Origin of the sequence: Listeria aquatica FSL S10-1188 (genome assembly GCF_000525795.1) — a bacterium.
Taxonomy (GTDB): Bacteria; Bacillota; Bacilli; order Lactobacillales; family Listeriaceae; genus Listeria; species Listeria aquatica.
In genome coordinates, this window is the sequence record NZ_AOCG01000002.1 from 1 (window position 1) to 20,917 (window position 20,917).

General features: G+C 38.7%; 17 protein-coding genes, 1 rRNA gene, 2 pseudogenes and 1 other annotated feature. Of the genes and pseudogenes, 4 read left to right on the plus strand and 16 right to left on the minus strand.

The features are described from left to right. The 3 genes from MAQA_RS00755 to pepT all read right to left on the minus strand — a co-directional run. Nucleotides 1-474 (minus strand): 16S ribosomal RNA (locus tag MAQA_RS00755); the annotation flags it as partial. Between the two features lie 321 nt (nucleotides 475-795). Next, nucleotides 796-1,404 carry an HD domain-containing protein gene (locus MAQA_RS00760; RefSeq protein ID WP_036070402.1) on the minus strand — a complete coding sequence of 203 codons (609 nt, stop codon included), beginning with the start codon at nucleotides 1,402-1,404 and terminating at the stop codon, nucleotides 796-798. Nucleotides 1,405-1,475: 71 nt separating this feature from the next. After that, nucleotides 1,476-2,708, minus strand: a complete 1,233-nt coding sequence (gene pepT / locus MAQA_RS00765) for a peptidase T (protein WP_036070404.1) — start codon at nucleotides 2,706-2,708, stop codon at nucleotides 1,476-1,478. A gap of 153 nt (nucleotides 2,709-2,861) precedes the next feature. On the opposite strand from pepT, the pseudogene MAQA_RS00770 reads away from it, so the two are divergent. Beyond that, nucleotides 2,862-3,618 (plus strand): annotated as a pseudogene (locus MAQA_RS00770) (exodeoxyribonuclease III). A gap of 628 nt (nucleotides 3,619-4,246) precedes the next feature. Here the strand turns inward: MAQA_RS00770 and MAQA_RS00775 are convergent. The 6 genes and pseudogenes from MAQA_RS00775 to MAQA_RS00800 form a co-directional block, all read right to left on the minus strand. After that, nucleotides 4,247-5,626: an MATE family efflux transporter gene (locus MAQA_RS00775; RefSeq protein WP_036070405.1), complete on the minus strand. Its 1,380-nt coding sequence runs from the start codon at nucleotides 5,624-5,626 to the stop codon at nucleotides 4,247-4,249. A gap of 80 nt (nucleotides 5,627-5,706) precedes the next feature. After that, entirely contained in the window at nucleotides 5,707-6,117 is a 411-nt protein-coding gene (locus MAQA_RS00780; protein WP_036070954.1) for a MarR family winged helix-turn-helix transcriptional regulator, read from the minus strand. A gap of 672 nt (nucleotides 6,118-6,789) precedes the next feature. Further along, entirely contained in the window at nucleotides 6,790-7,149 is a 360-nt protein-coding gene (gene rplT, locus MAQA_RS00785) for a 50S ribosomal protein L20 (RefSeq protein ID WP_036070406.1), read from the minus strand. A gap of 44 nt (nucleotides 7,150-7,193) precedes the next feature. Then, nucleotides 7,194-7,396, minus strand: a pseudogene (gene rpmI / locus MAQA_RS00790) (50S ribosomal protein L35). Between the two features lie 22 nt (nucleotides 7,397-7,418). Further along, nucleotides 7,419-7,934 carry a translation initiation factor IF-3 gene (gene infC / locus MAQA_RS00795; protein ID WP_077913533.1) on the minus strand — a complete coding sequence of 172 codons (516 nt, stop codon included), beginning with the start codon at nucleotides 7,932-7,934 and terminating at the stop codon, nucleotides 7,419-7,421. A gap of 71 nt (nucleotides 7,935-8,005) precedes the next feature. Beyond that, nucleotides 8,006-8,150, minus strand: a sequence feature (ribosomal protein L20 leader region). Nucleotides 8,151-8,415: 265 nt separating this feature from the next. Then, nucleotides 8,416-8,703, minus strand: a complete 288-nt coding sequence (locus MAQA_RS00800; RefSeq protein WP_052008381.1) for a DUF5960 family protein — start codon at nucleotides 8,701-8,703, stop codon at nucleotides 8,416-8,418. Nucleotides 8,704-9,122: 419 nt separating this feature from the next. On the opposite strand from MAQA_RS00800, the gene MAQA_RS00805 reads away from it, so the two are divergent. From MAQA_RS00805 to MAQA_RS00815, 3 genes are all read left to right on the plus strand, one after another. Then, nucleotides 9,123-9,434 carry a hypothetical protein gene (locus MAQA_RS00805; RefSeq protein ID WP_036070407.1) on the plus strand — a complete coding sequence of 104 codons (312 nt, stop codon included), beginning with the start codon at nucleotides 9,123-9,125 and terminating at the stop codon, nucleotides 9,432-9,434. A 473-nt stretch (nucleotides 9,435-9,907) separates the two neighbouring features. After that, on the plus strand, nucleotides 9,908-11,515 hold the full coding sequence (locus MAQA_RS00810; RefSeq protein WP_036070409.1) for a bacterial Ig-like domain-containing protein: 1,608 nt from the start codon (nucleotides 9,908-9,910) through the stop codon (nucleotides 11,513-11,515). A 331-nt stretch (nucleotides 11,516-11,846) separates the two neighbouring features. Further along, nucleotides 11,847-14,069 (plus strand): bacterial Ig-like domain-containing protein, encoded by a 2,223-nt coding sequence (locus MAQA_RS00815; RefSeq protein WP_159099942.1) that lies wholly within the window; start codon nucleotides 11,847-11,849, stop codon nucleotides 14,067-14,069. Nucleotides 14,070-14,397: 328 nt separating this feature from the next. Here MAQA_RS00815 and MAQA_RS00820 read toward each other — a convergent pair whose 3' ends face one another. The 7 genes from MAQA_RS00820 to MAQA_RS14790 are packed head-to-tail and all read right to left on the minus strand — an operon-like array spanning nucleotide 14,398 to nucleotide 19,944. Continuing rightward, entirely contained in the window at nucleotides 14,398-15,369 is a 972-nt protein-coding gene (locus tag MAQA_RS00820) for a transketolase family protein (protein ID WP_036070412.1), read from the minus strand. 18 nt (nucleotides 15,370-15,387) lie between these two features. Next, complete coding sequence (locus MAQA_RS15020) at nucleotides 15,388-15,570, minus strand: hypothetical protein (protein WP_241463002.1); 183 nt, start codon at nucleotides 15,568-15,570, stop codon at nucleotides 15,388-15,390. Further along, entirely contained in the window at nucleotides 15,521-16,246 is a 726-nt protein-coding gene (locus MAQA_RS00825; RefSeq protein ID WP_241463003.1) for a transketolase, read from the minus strand. Before MAQA_RS00825 ends, MAQA_RS15020 begins: the two co-directional genes overlap by 50 nt. Nucleotides 16,247-16,260: 14 nt before the next feature. Then, nucleotides 16,261-17,628, minus strand: coding sequence for a PTS ascorbate transporter subunit IIC (locus MAQA_RS00830; protein ID WP_036070415.1), 1,368 nt, complete (start codon nucleotides 17,626-17,628; stop codon nucleotides 16,261-16,263). 12 nt (nucleotides 17,629-17,640) lie between these two features. Then, on the minus strand, nucleotides 17,641-17,922 hold the full coding sequence (locus MAQA_RS00835) for a PTS sugar transporter subunit IIB (protein WP_036070418.1): 282 nt from the start codon (nucleotides 17,920-17,922) through the stop codon (nucleotides 17,641-17,643). Beyond that, nucleotides 17,919-18,155 carry a PTS sugar transporter subunit IIA gene (locus MAQA_RS14785; protein WP_206537500.1) on the minus strand — a complete coding sequence of 79 codons (237 nt, stop codon included), beginning with the start codon at nucleotides 18,153-18,155 and terminating at the stop codon, nucleotides 17,919-17,921. The genes MAQA_RS00835 and MAQA_RS14785 overlap by 4 nt, the downstream gene beginning before the upstream one ends. Further along, nucleotides 18,136-19,944: a BglG family transcription antiterminator gene (locus tag MAQA_RS14790; RefSeq protein WP_206537501.1), complete on the minus strand. Its 1,809-nt coding sequence runs from the start codon at nucleotides 19,942-19,944 to the stop codon at nucleotides 18,136-18,138. The genes MAQA_RS14785 and MAQA_RS14790 overlap by 20 nt, the downstream gene beginning before the upstream one ends. Nucleotides 19,945-20,917 lie beyond the last annotated feature (973 nt).

Genomic DNA, 20,917 nt, shown 5'->3' on the forward strand with positions numbered 1-20,917 from the left:
TAACTCATCCTTGTTCTTCTCTAACAACAGTGCTTTACGATCCGAAAACCTTCTTCACACACGCGGCGTTGCTCCGTCAGACTTTCGTCCATTGCGGAAGATTCCCTACTGCTGCCTCCCGTAGGAGTCTGGGCCGTGTCTCAGTCCCAGTGTGGCCGATCACCCTCTCAGGTCGGCTATGCATCGTGGCCTTGGTAGGCCTTTACCCCACCAACTAGCTAATGCACCGCGGGCCCATCTATCAGTGACAGCCGAAACCGTCTTTCAAAAAAGGTTCATGCGAACCTCTCTGTTATGCGGTATTAGCACCTGTTTCCAAGTGTTATCCCCCGCTGATAGGCAGGTTGCCCACGTGTTACTCACCCGTCCGCCACTCACCGACAGAGAAGCAAGCTTCTCTTTGGTTCGTTCGACTTGCATGTATTAGGCACGCCGCCAGCGTTCGTCCTGAGCCAGGATCAAACTCTCTTTAAAATAAATGGAATTTGAATACTTATCCAACACCGTGAATAAGTCTCCTTAGCGTCAAAATTGACTTTGCTAGCTTTCTTGCTTGTTTTTTTGGAAATCGCTCTCGATTTCCTGTCCTGCGAATTGATTGGTGAAACATATTGTCTCATCGCTTTTTCGTCTTCTTTTTGTTCAGTTTTCAAAGGTCATTTGCTGAAGTGACAGCTCTAATAGCATAACATTTTATCAAAGTTTGGTCAACAGTTTTTTTTAAAACTATTTTAGCTCTCTTTAAGAAAGCTTTTTAATTATAGCTTATTTTTTAGTCAATTACAAGAAGTTTGTTTATGATTTTATTGCTTGTTCATTTTTTAATTCTTCAATGAACAAAAGCATAAAATCATGTCTCTTTTCTGCTAGCTTTCTGCCAGTCTCAGTTTGCATAAGCTTTTTCAAGTGAAGTAATTTATCATCAAAATGTTGCAGAGTAGTATCAGAATTTACTTTTAGATAGTCAAGCGGCTGTCTTTTTTGAGAAGCCCCATACGTAAATGCTCGGACAATTCCAATCGCTCCCATCGCATCAAGCCTATCAGCATCTTGGATAATTTTCTCTTCAATACTCTGGGCCTGTATCTTATTTTTTCCGTTTTTATAAGATACGGCATCCACCGCACGTAAAATTTTTTGAATGAAGGGCTCTTCAAGTTTTTCGTCTTTCATCCACTTTCTTAATTCACCTTTAGCTTGGTTCGTATCATGTGTCAATTTTTCATCTGGATAGTCATGAAAAAGAGCCGCTAGCTGAATAAAAAATAAGTCTCCACCTTCTGTAGCTTGAATTCTTGTTGCCGTTTCTACCACTCGCTTTAGATGTTCAAAATCATGACCTGTGTTTTCCGAACTGAAAACATCTTCCATCCACGCCTCTGCTTTTGCAATAATCGAATTCATATTTTCCTCCCATCAATCAAAATGCCCCTTCACTTTATCAGTCAAGGGGCACTCGTTATGATATTTTGTCATCAATCGCGTTGTTCGAAGAGCTGCACCATTTCGATGATTACTTTAGTAGCAAGTTCCATATTTTCAACGGATACGTATTCAAACTTCCCATGCATGTTTTCTCCACCAGCAAAGATGTTTGGCGTTGGCAGTCCTTTAAAGGATAATTGAGAACCGTCTGTTCCACCTCGGATAGGTTCAACGAGTGGCTCAATATCCAATTTCTTCATTGCTTCATAAGCGATATCGACAATTTCTTTCACGGGTTCAATTTTTTCGCGCATATTGTAATACTGATCGTTTAGTTCTAAGACAATGTTTTCTTTGCCATATTTTTCTTGCATTTTTGAAACGATATCTGCAACTTTAGCTTTACGCTCAGCAAATTTCAAAGAATCAAAATCGCGGATGATGTAATAGGATTTAGCTTGCTCAACGTCGCCATTTAACGAAATCAAGTGATAGAACCCTTCATAGCCTTCTGTATACTCTGGCGCTTCTTCTGCCGGTAGCGCATCATTAAATTCCATCGCAAGCTTAGTTGCATTAACCATTTTATTTTTAGCAGTTCCTGGATGGACACTATTTCCTTTAAAGGTAATCTTGGCCGCTGCTGCGTTAAAACTTTCATATTCCAACTGTCCGCGTGGTCCCCCGTCCATTGTGTAAGCATAGTCTGCTCCAAATGCCGTAACATCAAAGCGTGCTGGACCGCGACCAATTTCTTCATCTGGTGTGAAAGCTACACGGATTTTACCATGCTTAATTTCTGGATGGTTAATGAGATGGTGCATTGCAACCATGATTTCTGTGATGCCCGATTTATCATCCGCACCAAGAAGCGTTGTACCGTCTGTCGTAATTAAAGTTTGGCCTTTATACCCAGCTAATTCTGGAAATTGTTTAGGCGATAAAACTACATTAAGTGTTTCATTTAAAACAATGTCGCCACCATCATAATTTTCGCGGATTTGCGGACTCACGTTTTCCCCCGTGAAATCTGTTGCTGTATCAAGGTGAGCTAAAAATCCAATAACTGGGATTTTTTTGTCGGTATTTGCTGGAAGTGTCGCCATCACGTAACCATTCTCGTCTACCGTTACGTCACTCATACCAATTTCTTTTAATTCATTTACAAGAATTTTGCCGAGCTCAAGCTGTCCTTCTGTTGTCGGGCAAGTGGTACTCTCTTCGTTTGATTGGGTATTCACTTTTACATATGTAGTAAAGCGTTTGATCAGTTCTTCTTTCATCACTTACACTTCCTTCAGTTTATTTTCCTCTTCTATTATATGCCGCTCATCTTAAAATTTCTAATATTATGTGCGATTCGTTGCGTATCCTCAAATTCTCAATTAAGGTATAATAGAAAAAGAACGAACTTACTGCAAAAAGGAGTGCTTCAAATGAAACTAATTTCTTGGAATGTAAACGGGCTTCGAGCCGCCGTTAAAAAGGGTTTTTTAGAGTATTTTCACGAGGTGGATGCAGATATTTTTTGCTTGCAAGAGACAAAGCTCCAAGAAGGTCAGATTGAGCTCGATACTCCTGGTTATTTCTCTTACTGGAACTATGCTCTCAAAAAAGGATATTCAGGAACGGCTATTTTCACAAAAAAAAGAACCACTTCGGGTCCAGTATGGTTTGGGGATGGATGAGCATGACAATGAAGGCAGATTGATCACGCTTGAATACCCAGAATTTTACTTATTAACGGTCTATACGCCGAATTCTCAAAGCGAGCTGAAGCGGCTCCCTTATCGGATGACTTGGGAAGAAGCCTTTTTACGTTATATTAAAAGTCTGGATCATGAAAAACCTGTTATTTTCTGTGGTGATTTGAATGTTGCTCATGAAGAAATAGACCTGAAAAACCCAAAAACGAACCGGAAAAATGCTGGTTTTTCTGATGAAGAGCGCGCTAAGTTTTCAGATGTTCTCGCCGCTGGATTTACGGACAGTTTCCGCTATTTTTACCCAGATAAAACAGACGCCTATTCTTGGTGGTCTTACCGAATGAATGCTAGGAGCAGGAACGTTGGGTGGCGGATTGATTACTTTGTTGTTTCTAACCGTTTAGAAGCTTCTCTTGTTGACGCCAAAATCCATTCAGATATGCTTGGATCCGATCATTGCCCGGTCGAACTCGATATCAAACTCTAACAAAAAAGCTGACGCTTCAGGAAGCGTCAGCTTTTTGATTTCTTATTTCGCTGATTCTTTTTTAGCTGCATCTGCGACTTAAAGAGTTTCATAGAGTCTCATAGGGACGAAAAAAAAAGGCTTTATAAATATCAAGATTTCATTCGAATTCACTTGATCTCATAAAATTTCAAACGGATTGGGGTCAATTTTCGGTCGAAATAAGAAATGTGGGGTACTGAAAAATGTTGATATCCAAACACTAATAGTTGATTATACATAATTGATGGTCAACTAAATAAATAAACCACAAATAAATTAGCGTTTGCTGATGACATCCATGACGAATTACATCACATAAGCCTTGCCTGATTTTTGATCTACGTATACGTACACTTGTTCATTTACTCCTCTCGTGATGTAGCGATTTTCTTGTGTATGAACATTTGCTACTTCCCCATTAAGACAAAAAACAACTCAATCACCGATATAGATGATTGAGTTCTAAAATATTAACACAGTATATTTATTCTTCAGTTAGTTCGTTGTTTGAACGATACTTTTTTTTGTTCTGTATGCTATTTTACTGAATTCTAAACTAGTTAACTTTGAAAACACTAGCTGTGAATCTACACTAATTTTGGATTTTTTATTGCTTTTGCATTGCTGGTAATTCATTTTTATTTAGCTTATTCAAGTAAGGGATTATCATAATAATACCAGCGACAAAGGCAATTCCCTCTGTAATAGTCATTGACCAGATCAAACCGTTTAATCTGTAGAAATGATGTAATAGCAAAACGACAGGAATAAACAATGTTCCTTGGATAGTGGACATCACACCTGTTTGAGCACCTAAACCAGATGCTTGGAAGATTCCAGTGAATAAACCGGAAAAACCATTAAAGACAGAAGAAACCAATTGTGCAGCTAAAATGGTAAGACCGACTTGAATTACACGAGGATCATTGGTAAATAAGCTTAATACTGGCACACGGAATATATAAGCAACCAAAGCAAAGATAATTGAGATTCCTCCGATCCATAAAGAAACTTCCTTCAACGCTTCTTTTAATCGTTTTGTGTCATGAGCAGAGAAACTATAGGCAAATAATGGCATTGCCCCTAAAAATAGTCCCATTGTTAAAAATTCGGGCAATTGAGTGATTCGAACTGCGATACCAAAACTAGCAACCACATTGTCACCATATTCAGCAGAGAAATTATTCAATAATAAAGTTGTAACAATCATAAAAGCTGATTTAAACAGTTCTGAAACACCGATTTTATAAACTTCTAGTTGATCTTTAACTGAAATTTTAAAGTGTTTCAAAAACCCCTTCAAGGACTCACTCTTGTTTTCTAAGAACCAGACGTAATAAATAGTTGAAGCAATATTGGCAATCACAATCGAAATCCCTGCGCCGATCACATGCAAGTTAAACACCAAAATCAATAAAGCATCCAATACGATACTAACAGCAACACTGATAAACATGCCGTACATCGATTCTTTTGACGCACCTTCTGAACGAACTAATTGTTCCAAGGCAAAGTTTAAAATGAAGGCTGCGCCACCAGCAAACAGAATGGTTGAGTACTGTGTTGTATAAAGAATTGTTTGACTGTCTGCTGCTCCCAGTAAATGAACAAATGGATTCATAAAGATAATGGCAATGATTCCAATAATTATCCCCAAAATGATACTTGCATAGAAAGAATAACCAGCAACTTTTCGGCCTTTTTTTGTATCCCCACTGCCTAATAGACGTGTAATAAACGTTCCGCCACCCACGCCAAACATATTTCCAACAGCCATTAAAATGAGCATGATTGGCATCGCTAAAGTGATCGCCGACATCATATTCGTATCATGGATTAGTCCAATAAAATAAGCATTGATCAAATTGTAGATTGTGGTTGCTGAGATACCAATCATCATCGGAATCGATAAATGAGCGATCGATTTTCGAATTGGACTTTCTTTTAAGTAGTAAATATTTGATTCATTAATTTCAAAATTTTCCATGACAATTCCTTCTTCTCTTAGATTTATAAATATTAGATATCTAACTATTTAGCTGCAAGCAGTTAGTTTCTGCTTGTTGATTAAAGACTACGATCGATTTTTCTTAACAACTTCGTTAATTGTTGAACTTCTGCTTCGCTTAATGCGTGTATTAGTTCTTTTTCTGCTGCATAAAAAGCTTCATTCGTTTCATCAACCAAAGCCTTACCCTTAGGTAGTACGTAAATATTCTTTTGCCGCTCATTGTTTTCCGGGATTCGGCGTTCAATATAACCTTTTTTCTCTAATCCCTGAAGCATACTAGTGATGCTCGCACCACGACGTTGAAATACTTCCGCTAAATCTTTTTGAATCAATCCTTTGTCTTCATTTTGTGCGATATAAGAAATCATTCGCCCCTGTTGAGGACTAATATCCATGTCTTTGGTACGGTGCTCCATTGATTCACGAGATTTGTTCATGATGGAACGCATCAAATTTGAAACAATCATTTTATCCAAAAAAATCCTCCCTTTGCTGAAAAATTAGATATCTAACTATTCGAAAAGAGTATACACACTCATAAAAGAAATGTCAAACAAAAACATCGACTTATAATAATTAGAAATATAATAGTTAGATATTAACCCTTTATTGTAAAAGAAGAAAATGGAGTTGGTTACATTACCAATATATGAACTAAGAGGCTTTAATAATGGAATTACTAACTATTTCAACACCAACTACTTGGATAAGTTCAGTTGATACGTTTCTTTGACAAAGGCTGCCAATCCTAAAGAGATACGGTCATATCACTTCTACCGAACAACTAGTTTTTAATCAAAATGAAGATAATTCCTTGTGCACTCAAAAGACATCACTCATTTGGCTTCAAGTTTTTTACCATCATCCCAACATGAAGAAAATTACGGTTCATGGATTTCGATATACTCATGCCTTGTTACTTTTTAAGACAGGTGCGAATATGAAGTAAGCTCAAGACTGCCCGCGACATACCAATATTAAGACAACAATGAATACCAATATCCATGTTACACAAAAAGGAAAAGATGAAACGGCCTCCATCTTTGAGAGATTTTATGGCAAATGGTAAGCGTGTGGATCAAACAAAAGACCCGCTCATCCGAGCGGGTCTTAACGTTGTTAAATCAACGTTTACAGGCTTATTTCGCTAATTCTTTTTTAGCTGCATCTGCTAGAGATGTGAAAGCAGCTTCATCATTCACAGCTAATTCAGCAAGCATTTTACGGTTTACATCAATACCTGCTAATTTAAGTCCGTGCATCAATTTGCTGTAAGAAAGATCATTCAAACGAGCAGCTGCATTGATACGTGTAATCCAAAGTTTACGGAAATCACGTTTCTTTTGACGACGATCTCTGTAAGCATATTGGTAAGATTTCATTACCGCTTGGTTAGCGACTTTGAATAGTGTATGTTTCGAGCCATAATATCCCTTGGCTAATTTAATGACTTTTTTACGACGTTTGCGAGTTACTGTTCCGCCTTTTACGCGTGGCATAATTGTCTACCTCCTAGATTTTACAAAAATTAATTCGAAATTGCTTATTTCATTTTAGCGACCATTTGGCGAATACGTTTGAAATCGCCAGCTGATACCATTGCCGCTTTACGTAGTTTACGTTTTTTGTTTTTTTCGATTTGTTAGCAAACATATGGCTTACAAAAGCGTGTCTGCGTTTTAATTTTCCAGATCCTGTTCTCTTGAAACGTTTAGCGGAACCGCGGTGAGTTTTCATTTTTGGCATGAATATTTCCTCCTCAAAACTATTACTTTTCTTGAAGTGGTGCTAGGACTAAGAACATTGAACGTCCGTCCATTTTCGCTTTTTGCTCAACTGTGCTTAAGTCTTTACACTCGTCAGCAAAACGGTCAAGCACCTTTTGACCGATTTCTTTGTGGGTGATTGCACGCCCTTTAAAGCGAATGGAACATTTCACTTTATCGCCTTTAGAAAGGAATTTGCGCGCATTACGTAGCTTCGTATTGAAATCATGTTCATCGATCGTCGGACTAAGACGAACTTCTTTCATCACGATGACTTTTTGGTTTTTACGGGCTTCTTTATCTTTCTTTTGCTGTTCGAAACGATATTTCCCGTAGTCCATAATACGTGCCACTGGGGGTTTCGCGTTTGGAGCAACAAGCACAAGATCAAGGTTCGCTTTTTCAGCAATTCCAAGCGCCTCAACTTTCGTTTTAACGCCGAGCTGTTCGCCATTTTGATCAATCAATCTGAGTTCACGTGCACGAATCCCATCATTTACCATCATGTCTTTGCTAATTTTGAGCCACCTCCGTGTTTTATTGGTCGAACAAGTCAGAAAAGAGCAAGTCAGGTGTCCACCTTTACTGGCAGACAATAAAAAAACGGATTTGCTAAACGATCGCAAACCCGCACATTCAAAGTCACAACCAGTTCGGATGTGACGAATCATTGAACTTTTTGCCTGAAAACATTCGTTAACGAGGCGAGAAGCGGGTTGCTTCTTCTTTCTTGTTAATTAACCTTAATCACTATATCATGGTCTTCTTGCACTGTCAAGTTCGTAAAACAAGACTTCCCTTTTACTTCTCTATTTTCAGATACTCCTTTTCCTCTTTTATTTATCACACTTTTTTATTCTTCAGATTCAAAGTTCTTTTCAACTACCAGTAAATCTAAACTTACAAGCAATTGAACAAGAGGCAATTGTCTAGAAATTGCAACTTACACCAATTAGCAAATGGCTAATCCTACACAATTAGTCCGTTCTAGCAACCAATTTAGCTATATCCTTTGTAGCGATACACTTTAACGCTTCTACTTTCTGTTATGGGCAATACATCAAAATAAAAGATATGTTCTTCGCCATCTCGTGTTGTAAATTTTGGTATTTTAAATTGTGGACGTCCATTCACTTCCATCAAATGAAGTAATTTATTTTTGACTGCAAAAAGTGGAAGTGTTGTATCCACAAGCTCTACAAAGTCTTTTTCAAAATTATCTAAACCCTGACTTTGAAATTCAAACTGAGCCCCCTTTGGGTCCACCACCGTCATCACCTTCTTCATCCAATTCCTTCTCATTCATTATACGAACAAACGTTCTTTTTTGCAATAGTAACTATTCCACTCTAGGAATATGTGAACTTTTTTTTGAACGGTTCTGTTTAGTCTTTCTCAAGTTTTGTAAAGAAATAGTACATCAGCTCTTCTTCCTACTCATTTATTTAAAAATAAACAAGGAAATATTTGCGCACTCCCTTTCTTGATTTTATATTTTTTAAGTGATTTATTTCTCACCTAATAACATTTCTTTCATTTTTTATAATCATTTACGTTTTATCTTTCTTGAGAATTTACCATTTTTATCTAAAATTTGATACGTTGTACCACGAAATATTCTTGTTAATTTACTAGTATAAAAATATATTCATTCTTTGAACTTATTTCTACTATTGGGACAACAACATGAGAAAGGATGTAGCACCATGAACTTCAAGAAATGGCTGATTTTATTTATCAGCTTATTAGGAATTTGTTTTTTGTTTACAATTCCCACACTGTTTGCAGATGATAACACTGTAAAAGACCTCACTTTAACAACTAGTAAAGCCTCTTATTCTACAAGCGAAATAGTGAATCTTCGTATCCAAGATTTAAATCATCAAGATACTAAAATCATCATTCCCCTTCCAAAAGCCGTTACCTTTGAAGGAGGAGAAGATGGGGATGCTTCGATCACTAACGATAAAACTAATCAACAAATCGTTTTAGATTTTAAAAAAAGGCTCCACCCATGACAACGTCGTTCGTCTTCATTTCCGAGTTGCCGGGACCTATACACTTAAAGCTTATACCATTCGTGGTGACCAAACGGCAAATTCCAAACCGCTTATTATTCATGTAACAAACTCCTCTTCTGGTACTTCTGACCATCCAAGTGAGTCTGATCAAACAACTAACCAACAAGCTACACCTGATAGTCTTATGCCTCGAAGTACAAGTGGACCAAACGAGGAAGAAGCGAATAAAATCAAGCAGGCACTGGCAAATCCAGAGACATCTTTTGATTTTAAAATTGTCAGATCTTCAACAAATCACTCCATTTTCAAGCTTAATCAAATTGTACTGTCACAAAACTATAAAGGTTATAAAAGTATTAATATCACTTTACCATCAGGGCTATCGCTGTTAAAAAAGCTCCGTTAAATTACCAAGTGGCGCTATATATACACAGGCTGGAAATTCGATTTCCATAACAAACACGACGGGTATGCAGGCAGATATCATCACGACTTTTCTTGCTGGCCTTGAATTTCAATACAAAGCAAATAGCGTAACAGGTGGCAATCTAAAAATCGCCGTGGAACAAGAATCCATTTCAAACTGGATAGACGATCAAGGGATTCCGCATTATTATGTGTTTGTTCCAAACGCGATACCTTGGCAAGATGCTTACAACGAAGCTAAAAAATTGCATTATCGTGGACTTACTGGTTACCTTGCGACCATTAACTCGTTAAGTGAGCACGACTTTATTTTCAACTCTATTGCGAAAGAACCTGGACTACTTGGCGGAACAAGGCTTGTCCATATGAACGGAAGAAAGATATTAGATGAAGCAAGCATTCCGAGCACTCATTTTTCAAAAGAAGTCACAATGTTAAATCCTGCTCAAAAGGATTGGAAAGATATAAATCAATGGTACTGGGCAACAGGACCTGAAGCTGGCACGATTTTTTATAACACCAAAACATATGATCCAGTTAAAGGGCCCGTCAAAGGAAGTTACAGTAACTTCACTACCGGAGAACCAAATAATGGGCATGGTGTAGAAAATATCCTTCAATTTGCTCAAAACGGGACAAAATTTTGGAATGATTTGCCCGATTCACTTGGATATTGGGCTTCTAATCATGGCTACTATGTGGAATTTAGCCAGTATGGGAATCAAAAAGAAGTCGACAACTCAAAGTCAGATCATGTAGAACCCCTTCCAGCTAATGTAAAAGTTCAGTATGTGGATGATAAAGGAAAATTACTGAACTTTAGTAACGGAAGCGCAAATCCAAAACTTATCACTGGAGATGTGAATGCAGTTTATGATGCTACTACTCCTGCTTTTAAATTAATGAATATACAAGCAAAGACAGGACCATTTTATTTGAACGCAGCAAACTTACCTAAAAATGGGAAAGGAACCATCACAAATCAAGAACAAACTGTCACCTATAAATATTTGCCTGATTTATCAAATATTGTAGCAAAAGATTCTACAATTTATGTCGGCGAAACCTGGAATCCAAAAGATAATTTTATATCAGCCAAGGATCGAACAGGTAAAAATATGAGCTATAACCAATCGATGGTAAAAGGAACTGTCAACACAGCTAAAGCTGGAACCTATAAGGTCACCTATCAAAACGGACCGGCTTCAAAATCGATTACAGTGACCGTATTAACAGGGACTCTAAAATTTGTTAATGTTCCAGAAATTATGGGATTCACGAATCAAAAAATTTCTAATAAGATGACGGAAAGTAATCGAACCGAAGTGGGATGGAAAATGCAAGTTGAAGATACCCGTCCCAATAAAACAAAATGGCGAGTAACCGCTCAGCTCGTTGCTCCTTTCACTAACACGTCTGGTGATAAACTGCCAAATAGTTTAGTTTTTCGAAAACCTGGACAAGCAGATCAGTTGATAGGTGCCACCAAGCAAGTGGATGTTTATGACGGAACGAGCTCACAAAATCAGCGGAATTACGAAGTTGGCTGGAGTAGCAAATCGGGTCCCCTTCTCAAAATCACCCCCGGTAAAGCGAAGGCGGATTCTTATACTGGAGAAATTCGTTGGACACTTGTGAATGCACCCGTTTAACTAAAAGGCAAGTTTTTATTAGCTTGTCTTTTAGTTAAAAAAACTACATGGTTTAGTTTGAATTTAATAGCGCCTTTTAATTTGCTCATGTAAATTTATCCCTCAACGACTGAATGACAACTTAAGAAAGGGTGAAGCAGCATGTCTTTAAAAAAAATGGATTATTTTATCTGTCAGTTTAATAAGTGGGATTCTTCTTTTTTCTATTCTGCCTCTGTTTGCAACTAATGACACTGTCAGTGACTTAACTCTGAAAGCAAATAAAACTTCATGGAAAACAAATGAAAACATAGAACTACAGGTTCAAGATACAAATAACGCTGACACTAAAGTGGTCATTCCTCTTCCAAAAGGGGTGACATTCCTGACTGTTAGCGATGGAAATGTATCCGCTACAATGGACAAGGCTAACCAGCAAGTCGTCTTAGACTGGAAAGAAAATCAAAAATGTAACGCTACTATTCAACTTCAAGTGCGCGAAGCGGGAGAATATACTTTTAAAGCCTACACGATTCGTAATGACCAAACAGCTTCTTCAAAACCTCTGTTATTACATCTTTTAAACGCTCAAAATAAGTCATCTGACACAAACCATTCAAATGCTCAACTAGAGCCAAGAAATTTAACGCCTGATGCAGATGATCTTGCCACCGAAACAGGTTCGAATGGTTCGAATCCCGAAGAAGTTAATCGAATAAAAGAATCACTCGCAAGTTCTGGCACTCAATTTCTTTTTAAAGTTGCTCGTGACCCATCCAATGAGCAAGTCTTTAAAATTAGTAACGTTTCATTATCACAAAGCTATAAGGGATATAAAAGTATAAATATTACTTTACCTCCTGGACTAGATTTGATAAAGAGTTCGTTACATTTGCCTGCTGGTGCTGAGCTCACGCAAGGAGGTCAATCTATTTCCATTATAAATCGTGACAGCATGTCCACGGACACTGTTAGTTCGATGATTGCCGCTCTTCAGTTTCAGTATAAACAAGGGGCACTCACAGGTGGCACCTTGAAAATAGCCGTAGAGGAACAAGCCATCTCAAATTGGGTAGATGAAAAAGGTATTCATCACTACTATGTATTTGTTCCAAATGCCCTTCCTTGGGAAAATGCCTACAATGAAGCTAAGAGTTTTCATTATCGTGGCTTAACGGGATATCTCGCAACGATTAGTTCTTTAGATGAACATGATTTCATTTTTAATTCCATTGCCAAAGAGCCGGGTTTTTTAGGTGGAACAAGGCTTGTTCATATGAACGGACAAAAAATATCAGATGATTCTTCTATTCCTAATACGCATTATAGTCAAGATGGCGATCGAGGTTTTCTTAAGAAAAATCCAAATCAACAAGATTGGAAAGAAGGTAAACAATGGTACTGGGCTGATGGACCAGAATCAGGTACGATTTTTTATAATACAGTAACCTATGACCCTAAAAATGGACCCGTTAAGGGCGTTTATAGTAATTTTACTGTAGGAGAGCCTAATTATAGTTATGGAACTGAAACCGTTTTACAATTTGCCCAAAGTGAAACAAAATTTTGGAACGATTTGCCCGATTCAATAGGTTACTGGTTTTCAAATCATGGCTATTATGTAGAATTTAGTCAATATGGGAACCAAAAAGAAATAAATAATAGCACTTCAGAACATGCAGAATCTCTCCCAGGTAATGTAAATGTGCGCTACATAGATACACATGGAAATTTGCTTCAGTTCACAGATGGAACTGCTAATCCAAAATCAATTGGCGGGGATTTAAATGCTCCCTACACAATTCCAGATGACAAGTACAAGCGCATGACCATAAATGCCAAAACCGGGCCTTATTACTTGGATGAAACGAAACTACCACAAAACACTAAAGGGAATTTCACAAATAAGGAACAAAATGTAGATTATGTCTATCAAGCCGATTTATCAACCATTGAGGCAAAGAATTCTACCTTGTATGTTGGTGAAAGTTGGCAACCTAAAGATAACTTTGTATCAGCTAAGGATCGAACTGGTAAAGTCATTCCTTTTAAAAGTGATATGACAAGTGATAAAGTCAATATGAATAAAGCTGGAACCTATAAGGTCATCTATCAAAACGGACCGGCTTCAAAATCGATTACGGTAACCGTATTAACGGGAACGTTAAAATTTGTTAACGTGCCAGAAATTATGGAGTTTGCTAATCAAAAAATTTCTAATAAGATGACAGAAAGTAATCGAACCGAAGTGGGATGGAAAATGCAAGTTGAAGATACCCGCCCCAATAAAACAAAATGGCGGGTAACCGCTCAGCTCGTTTCTCCTTTCACTAACACGTCTGGTGATAAACTGCCGAATAGTTTAGTTTTTCGAAAACCTGGGCAAGCTGATCAGTTGATAGGTGCCACCAAGCAAGTGGATGTTTATGATGGAACAAGTTCACAAAATCAGCGGAATTATGAAGTTGGCTGGGGCAAACAGTCTGGACCATTACTTCAGATCTCTCCTGGCGCGGCTAAAACCGATTCTTATACAGGGAAGATTCAATGGGTACTTGTTAATGCTCCCGTCTAATCCGGGGTACGGGTGTAGGAATCTTAAATTTTCAAAAAGGTTTAGCAAAAGAAATTTTGTTCTACCTAGAATGACGATTCCTCTGAGATAGAAAATCCCCCAGCTACCAGCCGCTAGAAGAATAAAGGATAGAGCTCCTAAACAATCTGTTCGTTATCTTTTTAGTGAGGATTGTTATTTGAAGCTTTGTTAAGTGGATGGGCAATGTGCTCTACTTGGTTACTTCATGATTTTAAATAATCCCTACCAAAAAAAAGAACAGAACCGTAAAGAATTGAACTGTCATTTGTGACTAGTCAATCTATTCTTCGGTTCTGTTCTTTTCAATTTAATGATTTATTTCATTTAAAAAGTCTTGGATGCGTTCTTCGATTTTTTCTGTCGTTAAGCCAAATGTTTCTTGTAGATAGTCTGGGGTTCCGACTTCGCCAAATCGCTCCTCAATGCCAACTCGTTTTAGCGGGATGGCCAGTGCACTTTCTGCACAGGCTTCTGACACGGCACTGCCTAGCCCACCAATGATGGAATGATTTTCGAGTGTTACGATGAATTTTTTATCTTGGCTTTCTTTCAACAGCAACTCCTTGTCTAGCGGTTTGATCGTAAACATATCAATTACTGTGAGCGAAACTCCTTTTCTTGCCAAATGCTCTGCGACTTTGAGGGCTTCGTACACAAGTTGTCCAGAAACAACAAGTAAACCGTCTGTCCCTGTACGCAAGACGTTTCCTCGGCCAAGTTCAAATGTTGTCCCTGGCTGATAAATTTCATGCACGCTTTTGCGATTTCCGCGTACGTAATGAATTCCTTCGTGCTTAGAAAATTCATTAATGATCCAGTCCATTTGTACGGCACAACAGGCATCGCAAACTATTGCATGGGGAATGCTACGCATCAAAGCAACATCTTCAAGTGTCGTATGAGTCCCTCCGTTTGGTCCAACTGCAAAACCTGGGTCGGAACCGTATATATTGATGGTCGTTTTGGCGTAACCGCCTGAAAGATACAATTGGTCAAATACTCGCCTTGTCACGAATGGGCCAAAGGAATGGATAAAAGGAATGAAACCTGCAATACTCAGTCCGGATGCCATGCCGACCATATTGGCTTCTGAAACGCCTACGTTGATAAATTGATTGGGATGTGTTTCTTGAAGCTTGTTCCAATTGCTAGCTGCGCTTAAATCTGCGTCAAGGGCGATAATTCGGTCATCTTGTTCCATCAATTTTTCTAATCGATCGGCGACAACATTTCGTAATTCTATTCCATATGCTTCTTTTTCGGATAATTCTATAGTCATTTTAATTGCCCTCCTCTTTTAATCTTTTACTTGTTCTTCTAATTCGCGGATAGCTGATTCGGTCGCTTCAATGATTTCTTGCGAATTGAATTTGACTGAATGCACGCCCGCATAATTTTCGAAAAATGGAACGCCTTGACCTTTGATGGTATCAAGTACAATACAGTTCGCTTGCGTTTTTTTGGTTTTTAGCGATTTCAATGGCGGCATCTATCATTTCTATATTTTGGCCATCTACTTTTTGTGTGTAGAAACCGAAGGCTCGCATTTTTTCTGCAAGATCAAAATGACGAATGATTGATTCGCTTTTCCCATCATTTTGGCCTTTATTTTCGTCAATGAAAACAATGCAATTACTAAGCGGAGCATGAGCTATATACTGAAAGGCTTCCCAGCACTGACCTTCATTTAACTCCCCGTCGCCAGTGATGAGATAAACATATTGATCGTTTGCTCCTTTTCGTACAAGCCCTGCTGCAATTCCCGTTGCAATGGAAGTTCCTTGTCCAAGTGAACCGGTCGTTGCGTCGACGCCGGGCGTTTTATTCCGGTCTAGATGGGAAGGTAAGTTTGTTCCCCCTTCATTTAAAGTCTCAAGCCAGCTTTTTGGAAAGAAGCCGCTATTAGCAAGTGCGCTGTATACGCCAGGGCCAGAATGCCCTTTGGAAAGAACTAAATAATCACGTTTTTCCCAGTGCGGCTCATCAGATCGATAATTCATTTGTTTCCCGTAAAGGACGGCAAGTAGTTCAACAATTGATAAGGATCCCCCAACATGTCCGTAGCCTCTTTTTAGTAGCATTGCTAGCACATCTTTTCGGATTCTTGCCGCAAATTTATTTAAATCTTGTGTGGGTTTCAGGTTTGTACTGATCATTTTTATCCGCTCCTTTATTTTTCACTCGCTACTTTTGATTTTTTACCTCTCCAAGTGAGTAGTAGCATGATGGCAAGGATAAGAATTAATGTGGCGATGAAGCCCCATGATCCTGCCACTTTCGAAACGTTTCCAAGCAAGATGCCGGTTACGCCGTAGTCTGTATCGGAGAAGGTTGAGCCTGAGAATCCGATACCGCTCATAATTGGCAATAAGAAAATTGGCATGAAGCTAATGATGATCCCTTGGGTGAAAGAACCTAATACGGCTCCTCTTACCCCGCCACTCGCATTTCCATAAACGCCGGCTGTTGCTCCGCAGAAAAAGTGTGGAACGACGCCTGGAATGACAACGGTTGTTCCCATGAGAATCATTAAGCCAAGGCTCACAATGCCTCCAACAAAACTAGAAAGGAAACCAATAAGCACGGCATTTGGTGCGTAAGGAAAGACAATGGGACAGTCAAGTGCAGGTTTCGAGTTTGGCACAAGACGTTCCGAAATTCCTTTAAAGGCAGGAACAATTTCAGCCAAAATCAAGCGAACACCAGCTAAGATGACAAAGACTCCTGCGGCAAAGCTACCAGCTTGTTGAAGCGCATAGACGATGTAGTTTGTTCCGCCTCCAAGTTTCGTTACATAAGCTTGACCTGCAAAAAGTGCAACTAAAATATAGAAAACTCCCATTGTGATAGTGATACTTACTGTTGAATCACGTAAAAAAGCGAGTCCTTTTGGAAAGTTGATTTCTTCCGTCGATCTAACCTTTTTACTGCGACGACTGGTAAGTTGCCCAACGAGTCCACTAACAGCGTAGCCAAAATCACCTGTATGTCCTAGGGCAATATTGTCATTTTGAGTGATTTTTCGGGTGAAAGGCTGGGCAATTGCAGGAAAGATGGTGTTTGCAAGTCCAAGTGCTAACCCTCCAAACAGGATGGCGAGTACATTGTTCATATCAATAGAAGTCACAATAACAGCAAGCATACAAGCCATATAAAGTGTAGCGTGACCGGTTAAGTAGATATACTTGTAACGTGTTATGCGGGCAATAAGTATATTGAAAGCCATTCCAAGAAGCATAATCAGTGCAGTTTTTGTTCCAAAGGTCGTTAAGGCGACTGCTACGATGGCTTCATTATTTGGTACAACTCCTGTTACGTGAAAGGCATGTTGAAACATTTTCCCAAAGGGTTCAAGTGAAGTTTGGATGACTCCTGCTCCAGCTGTTACAACAAGAAAACCTACGAAGGTTTTAATCCCTCCGCGAATGATGTCCGAAAAATGCTTTTTTTGCAAAGCAAGTCCCAAAACAGCAATTAAGGCAACTAAAATGGCAGGTGTGCTAGCAACGTCGATGATTACTTTTAAAAATCCTGACATGATTTTCCCTCCCTATAGCAATTCTTTTTCCTGACAAACTTGTTTTACTTTTTCACGCAATTCATCGAGATCAATAATACTGTCTAGTACGACTACTTCTCCTAAATGGGCGGCACTGTCTTCCAAATCCTTGGCGACAAAAAATACATCGGCAAGTTCTGGGGATGCACTTCCCATATCATAATGCGCAACTTCAACTCCTGTAACACCTAAATCATTTAGAACGGAATTGATATTCATCTCTACCATAAAACTTGATCCCAATCCGGATCCGCACACAGCTGCAAATTTCATTCTTCTTCCTCTCCTTCTTTTTCTTTCATAATTTGGATAATTTCAGTATTTGTTTTTGCTTGAAGTAACTTATCTAAGCTTTCTTTATCAGACAAAATTTTAGTTAAACTTGCTAGCGCACGTAAATGAGCTTCATTATCGATGGCTGCTAGGCAAATAAAAATCGAAATCGGGTGATCTGTGTCATCCAAAAGCAAAACAGGTTCCTCTGTTTTAAGAAGTGACATCCCCATTTTTTTTCACACCATCTTCAGGTCTTGCGTGCGGTAGAGCAACCCCCTTTCCAATATGAATAAATGCCCCGTAGTCTTCCACTTTTTGAATCATCGCTTGCATATAACGCTCTTCGATATATTCGGGATGAAGGGGCTGAGCGGCTTTTCTGATTGCCTCCTTCCAGTTCAATTTTTCATTTGTTACTTGGATATGGTCTTGCGTCAATAATTCAGTTAACATCGGCCTTTGATCCTCCTTACTGCTTGCAACTTTCATCATTTTACGACTTAGTATTTTCGCTACTTTCTCCTGTGTTACACCTTCCTTCAGTTCAAAATAGGGTAACAGTGTCTGAATGATTTCTTCGGGGGTCACAAGCGCAATTCCCGGAATGAGAAACGTTTCCTGAACTTCTTTTACCAACCGATTCTTCTCTGCCTGTTCCATGATTGGACGGATTATAAATACAGGTTTAGAAGCCACAACCTTTACGCTAGAAAAAATCAATTGGTAGGAGTTTGTAGGAATTTGTTCAAGCTTCTCCGGCGTATACTGCGTATGAAATGTGATGGTCGGGAAGAGACGCTTTAGTTCAGCTTCCATGATCATGGATGTGCTCACACCGTTTGGGCAAATAATTAAAGCGTGTAAATGCTCGGATCGCTCCTTTTCTTCTTGGTTTTGAATCGCCGCCCCAAAAAGCAATGCGAAGTAAGCTTTTTCTCCTTTTGGAATAGGTCTCTTCACCAGCGTTTCGAGTGGGGCAAGTGCCAACCCTGTCAGTGCATAAATTTCTGGATAATCATTCTCCACTTTATACAAAAAAGGTTCTTCCATTTCTAAGCCATAGTAAATCCGGTAGTATGCCGGGACGAGATGGCTAAAAGTATCTAGCAAAAGTTTGCGATATTCTTCAAAGTGAACAGCGGCACGTCTTTCTAGTTCTTGGAGCATAGCGTTCGCACACTCGAGCAAAAAATCAAAAACGGATTCTTCAAGCCGACCTTGCGTAAGCGTAAGGAGAAGCACGGTTAGAAAGAGTGTTTCGTCTTCGTTTTTCGCCTCCTCTAACTGAGAAGCCATCTGATAGACAGCGGTTTGTTTGATTCGTTTGACATGATTTTCTGGCAACTCGATCTTTTCTTTACCGCTTCGTTCTTTTAAAAGGCAGATCAGCATGTAAAGTCCTTCTAGGCGGCTTGGTATCATACTAATTGTACGAAGCTCCGTCTCCTGTTCTAGCCTTTCTCGCACTTTTGAATAAGCTAAAAAGTCATGTTGGTGAATCCAATCAAATAATAGCCACTTCAATTCTGGGCGTTCGATTAGAGCATTCACCCAGCGAAACGCCTGCTTTCGAATGGCCCATTCCTCTCCCGCCAAGAAAAAGCCTTGTTTGCGGTCATACAAAAGTTTGATTTCTGTCTTAGTGAGAAGTTCCCGCAATTTTTTGATATCAGATAAAATCGTGTTCTTACTAACTTTCAGAACGCTTTGATAATAAAACACCGACAACTCGTGATAGCGAGAAAAGGTCATCAAATAAATCAGCCTGATGCGCTCTTTTTCGTCAAAATAAAGCGGTCGTTCATTTAATTGCACCAAGAAGTCGGGAAAATAAGCTTTTGCTTCTTCCGAAATGCTGATCGTACCTTCACTTTGACTGAACAAAGATTTGGGAAGATAGTGATTAAATTCCTTCAAAAAGAAAACTAATTTTTCTTCAGATAATCCGGTTAACGCGATAGCCTCCTCCATGTGCATATGATTCGCTGGAATAAGTTTGCTTAACTTGTAGCGCGACATCTTCGATTACCTCCTACTTTCATTATATTAAGAAAACGTTTTCACATCACGATGTCTTTGGTACAAATCCATAAGCAAAAGTTTTTATTGTTGTACCGAAACTTGTAGCATAGTTCCTATCATAACAAGTAAAAATGAACTAGTCGCGAATTGAAACGGAAGTAGTAGCCCTATTTAAAGCCATTCAGTCATCACCCACCGTTTCATTTCTCCCTCTTTTTATATAAAAAAAGCCCTGACATTTGTCAGAGCTCTAGCCGATTCTTTTTTTTGTTAACTGTTCGCAATAAATATGACAGAGAATCTCCTTGATTATTTCTATCTACTGCGCATCGTAAACAACTAGAGGTCAATAGATTTTATGTTTTTCGGATTTTAGCAAGAATATTAAATTTCTATCTGTGGTAATTTTAGACAGGAAAAAACCCTACCCGAAAGGATAAGGTTTTGGAACCATTCAAAATAACATACCTCTAAAACTTAACAGAGGAACGTTTTGATGTAGAAAAAGTTTTGGAACCATTCAAAATAACATACCTCTAAAACGCGCTGTTCAAGTCTCCGTCGTGTTGTAGTGTTTTGGAACCATTCAAAATAACATACCTCTAAAACTGATAGCTTGAATAGTGTTGTTCATTTTTTGTTTTGGAACCATTCAAAATAACATACCTCTAAAACCTCGGAGGACTTTTCAAGGTTTCGTAATCGCGGCACTCGTTCCTAGCAGAACTTCCATTTTGATGGTTCTTTTTTGATTAAATTCCGATTTTCTCTTATCTTTATCATAAAGCTTAGCTGTATAAAAAACAAGTTTATTCTTTATTGATTCGACATAAAAATGGAAGCTAAACCCTTGTTTAAATATCCTTGTCTTTCTTCCACACTATTAGTTCCATTTCTTTTTTTAGTTGTTTTCTATTTCGCAAAAATATAATAGTACCACAAAAAAAAGACCTGACAAAGAAAAGCAGGT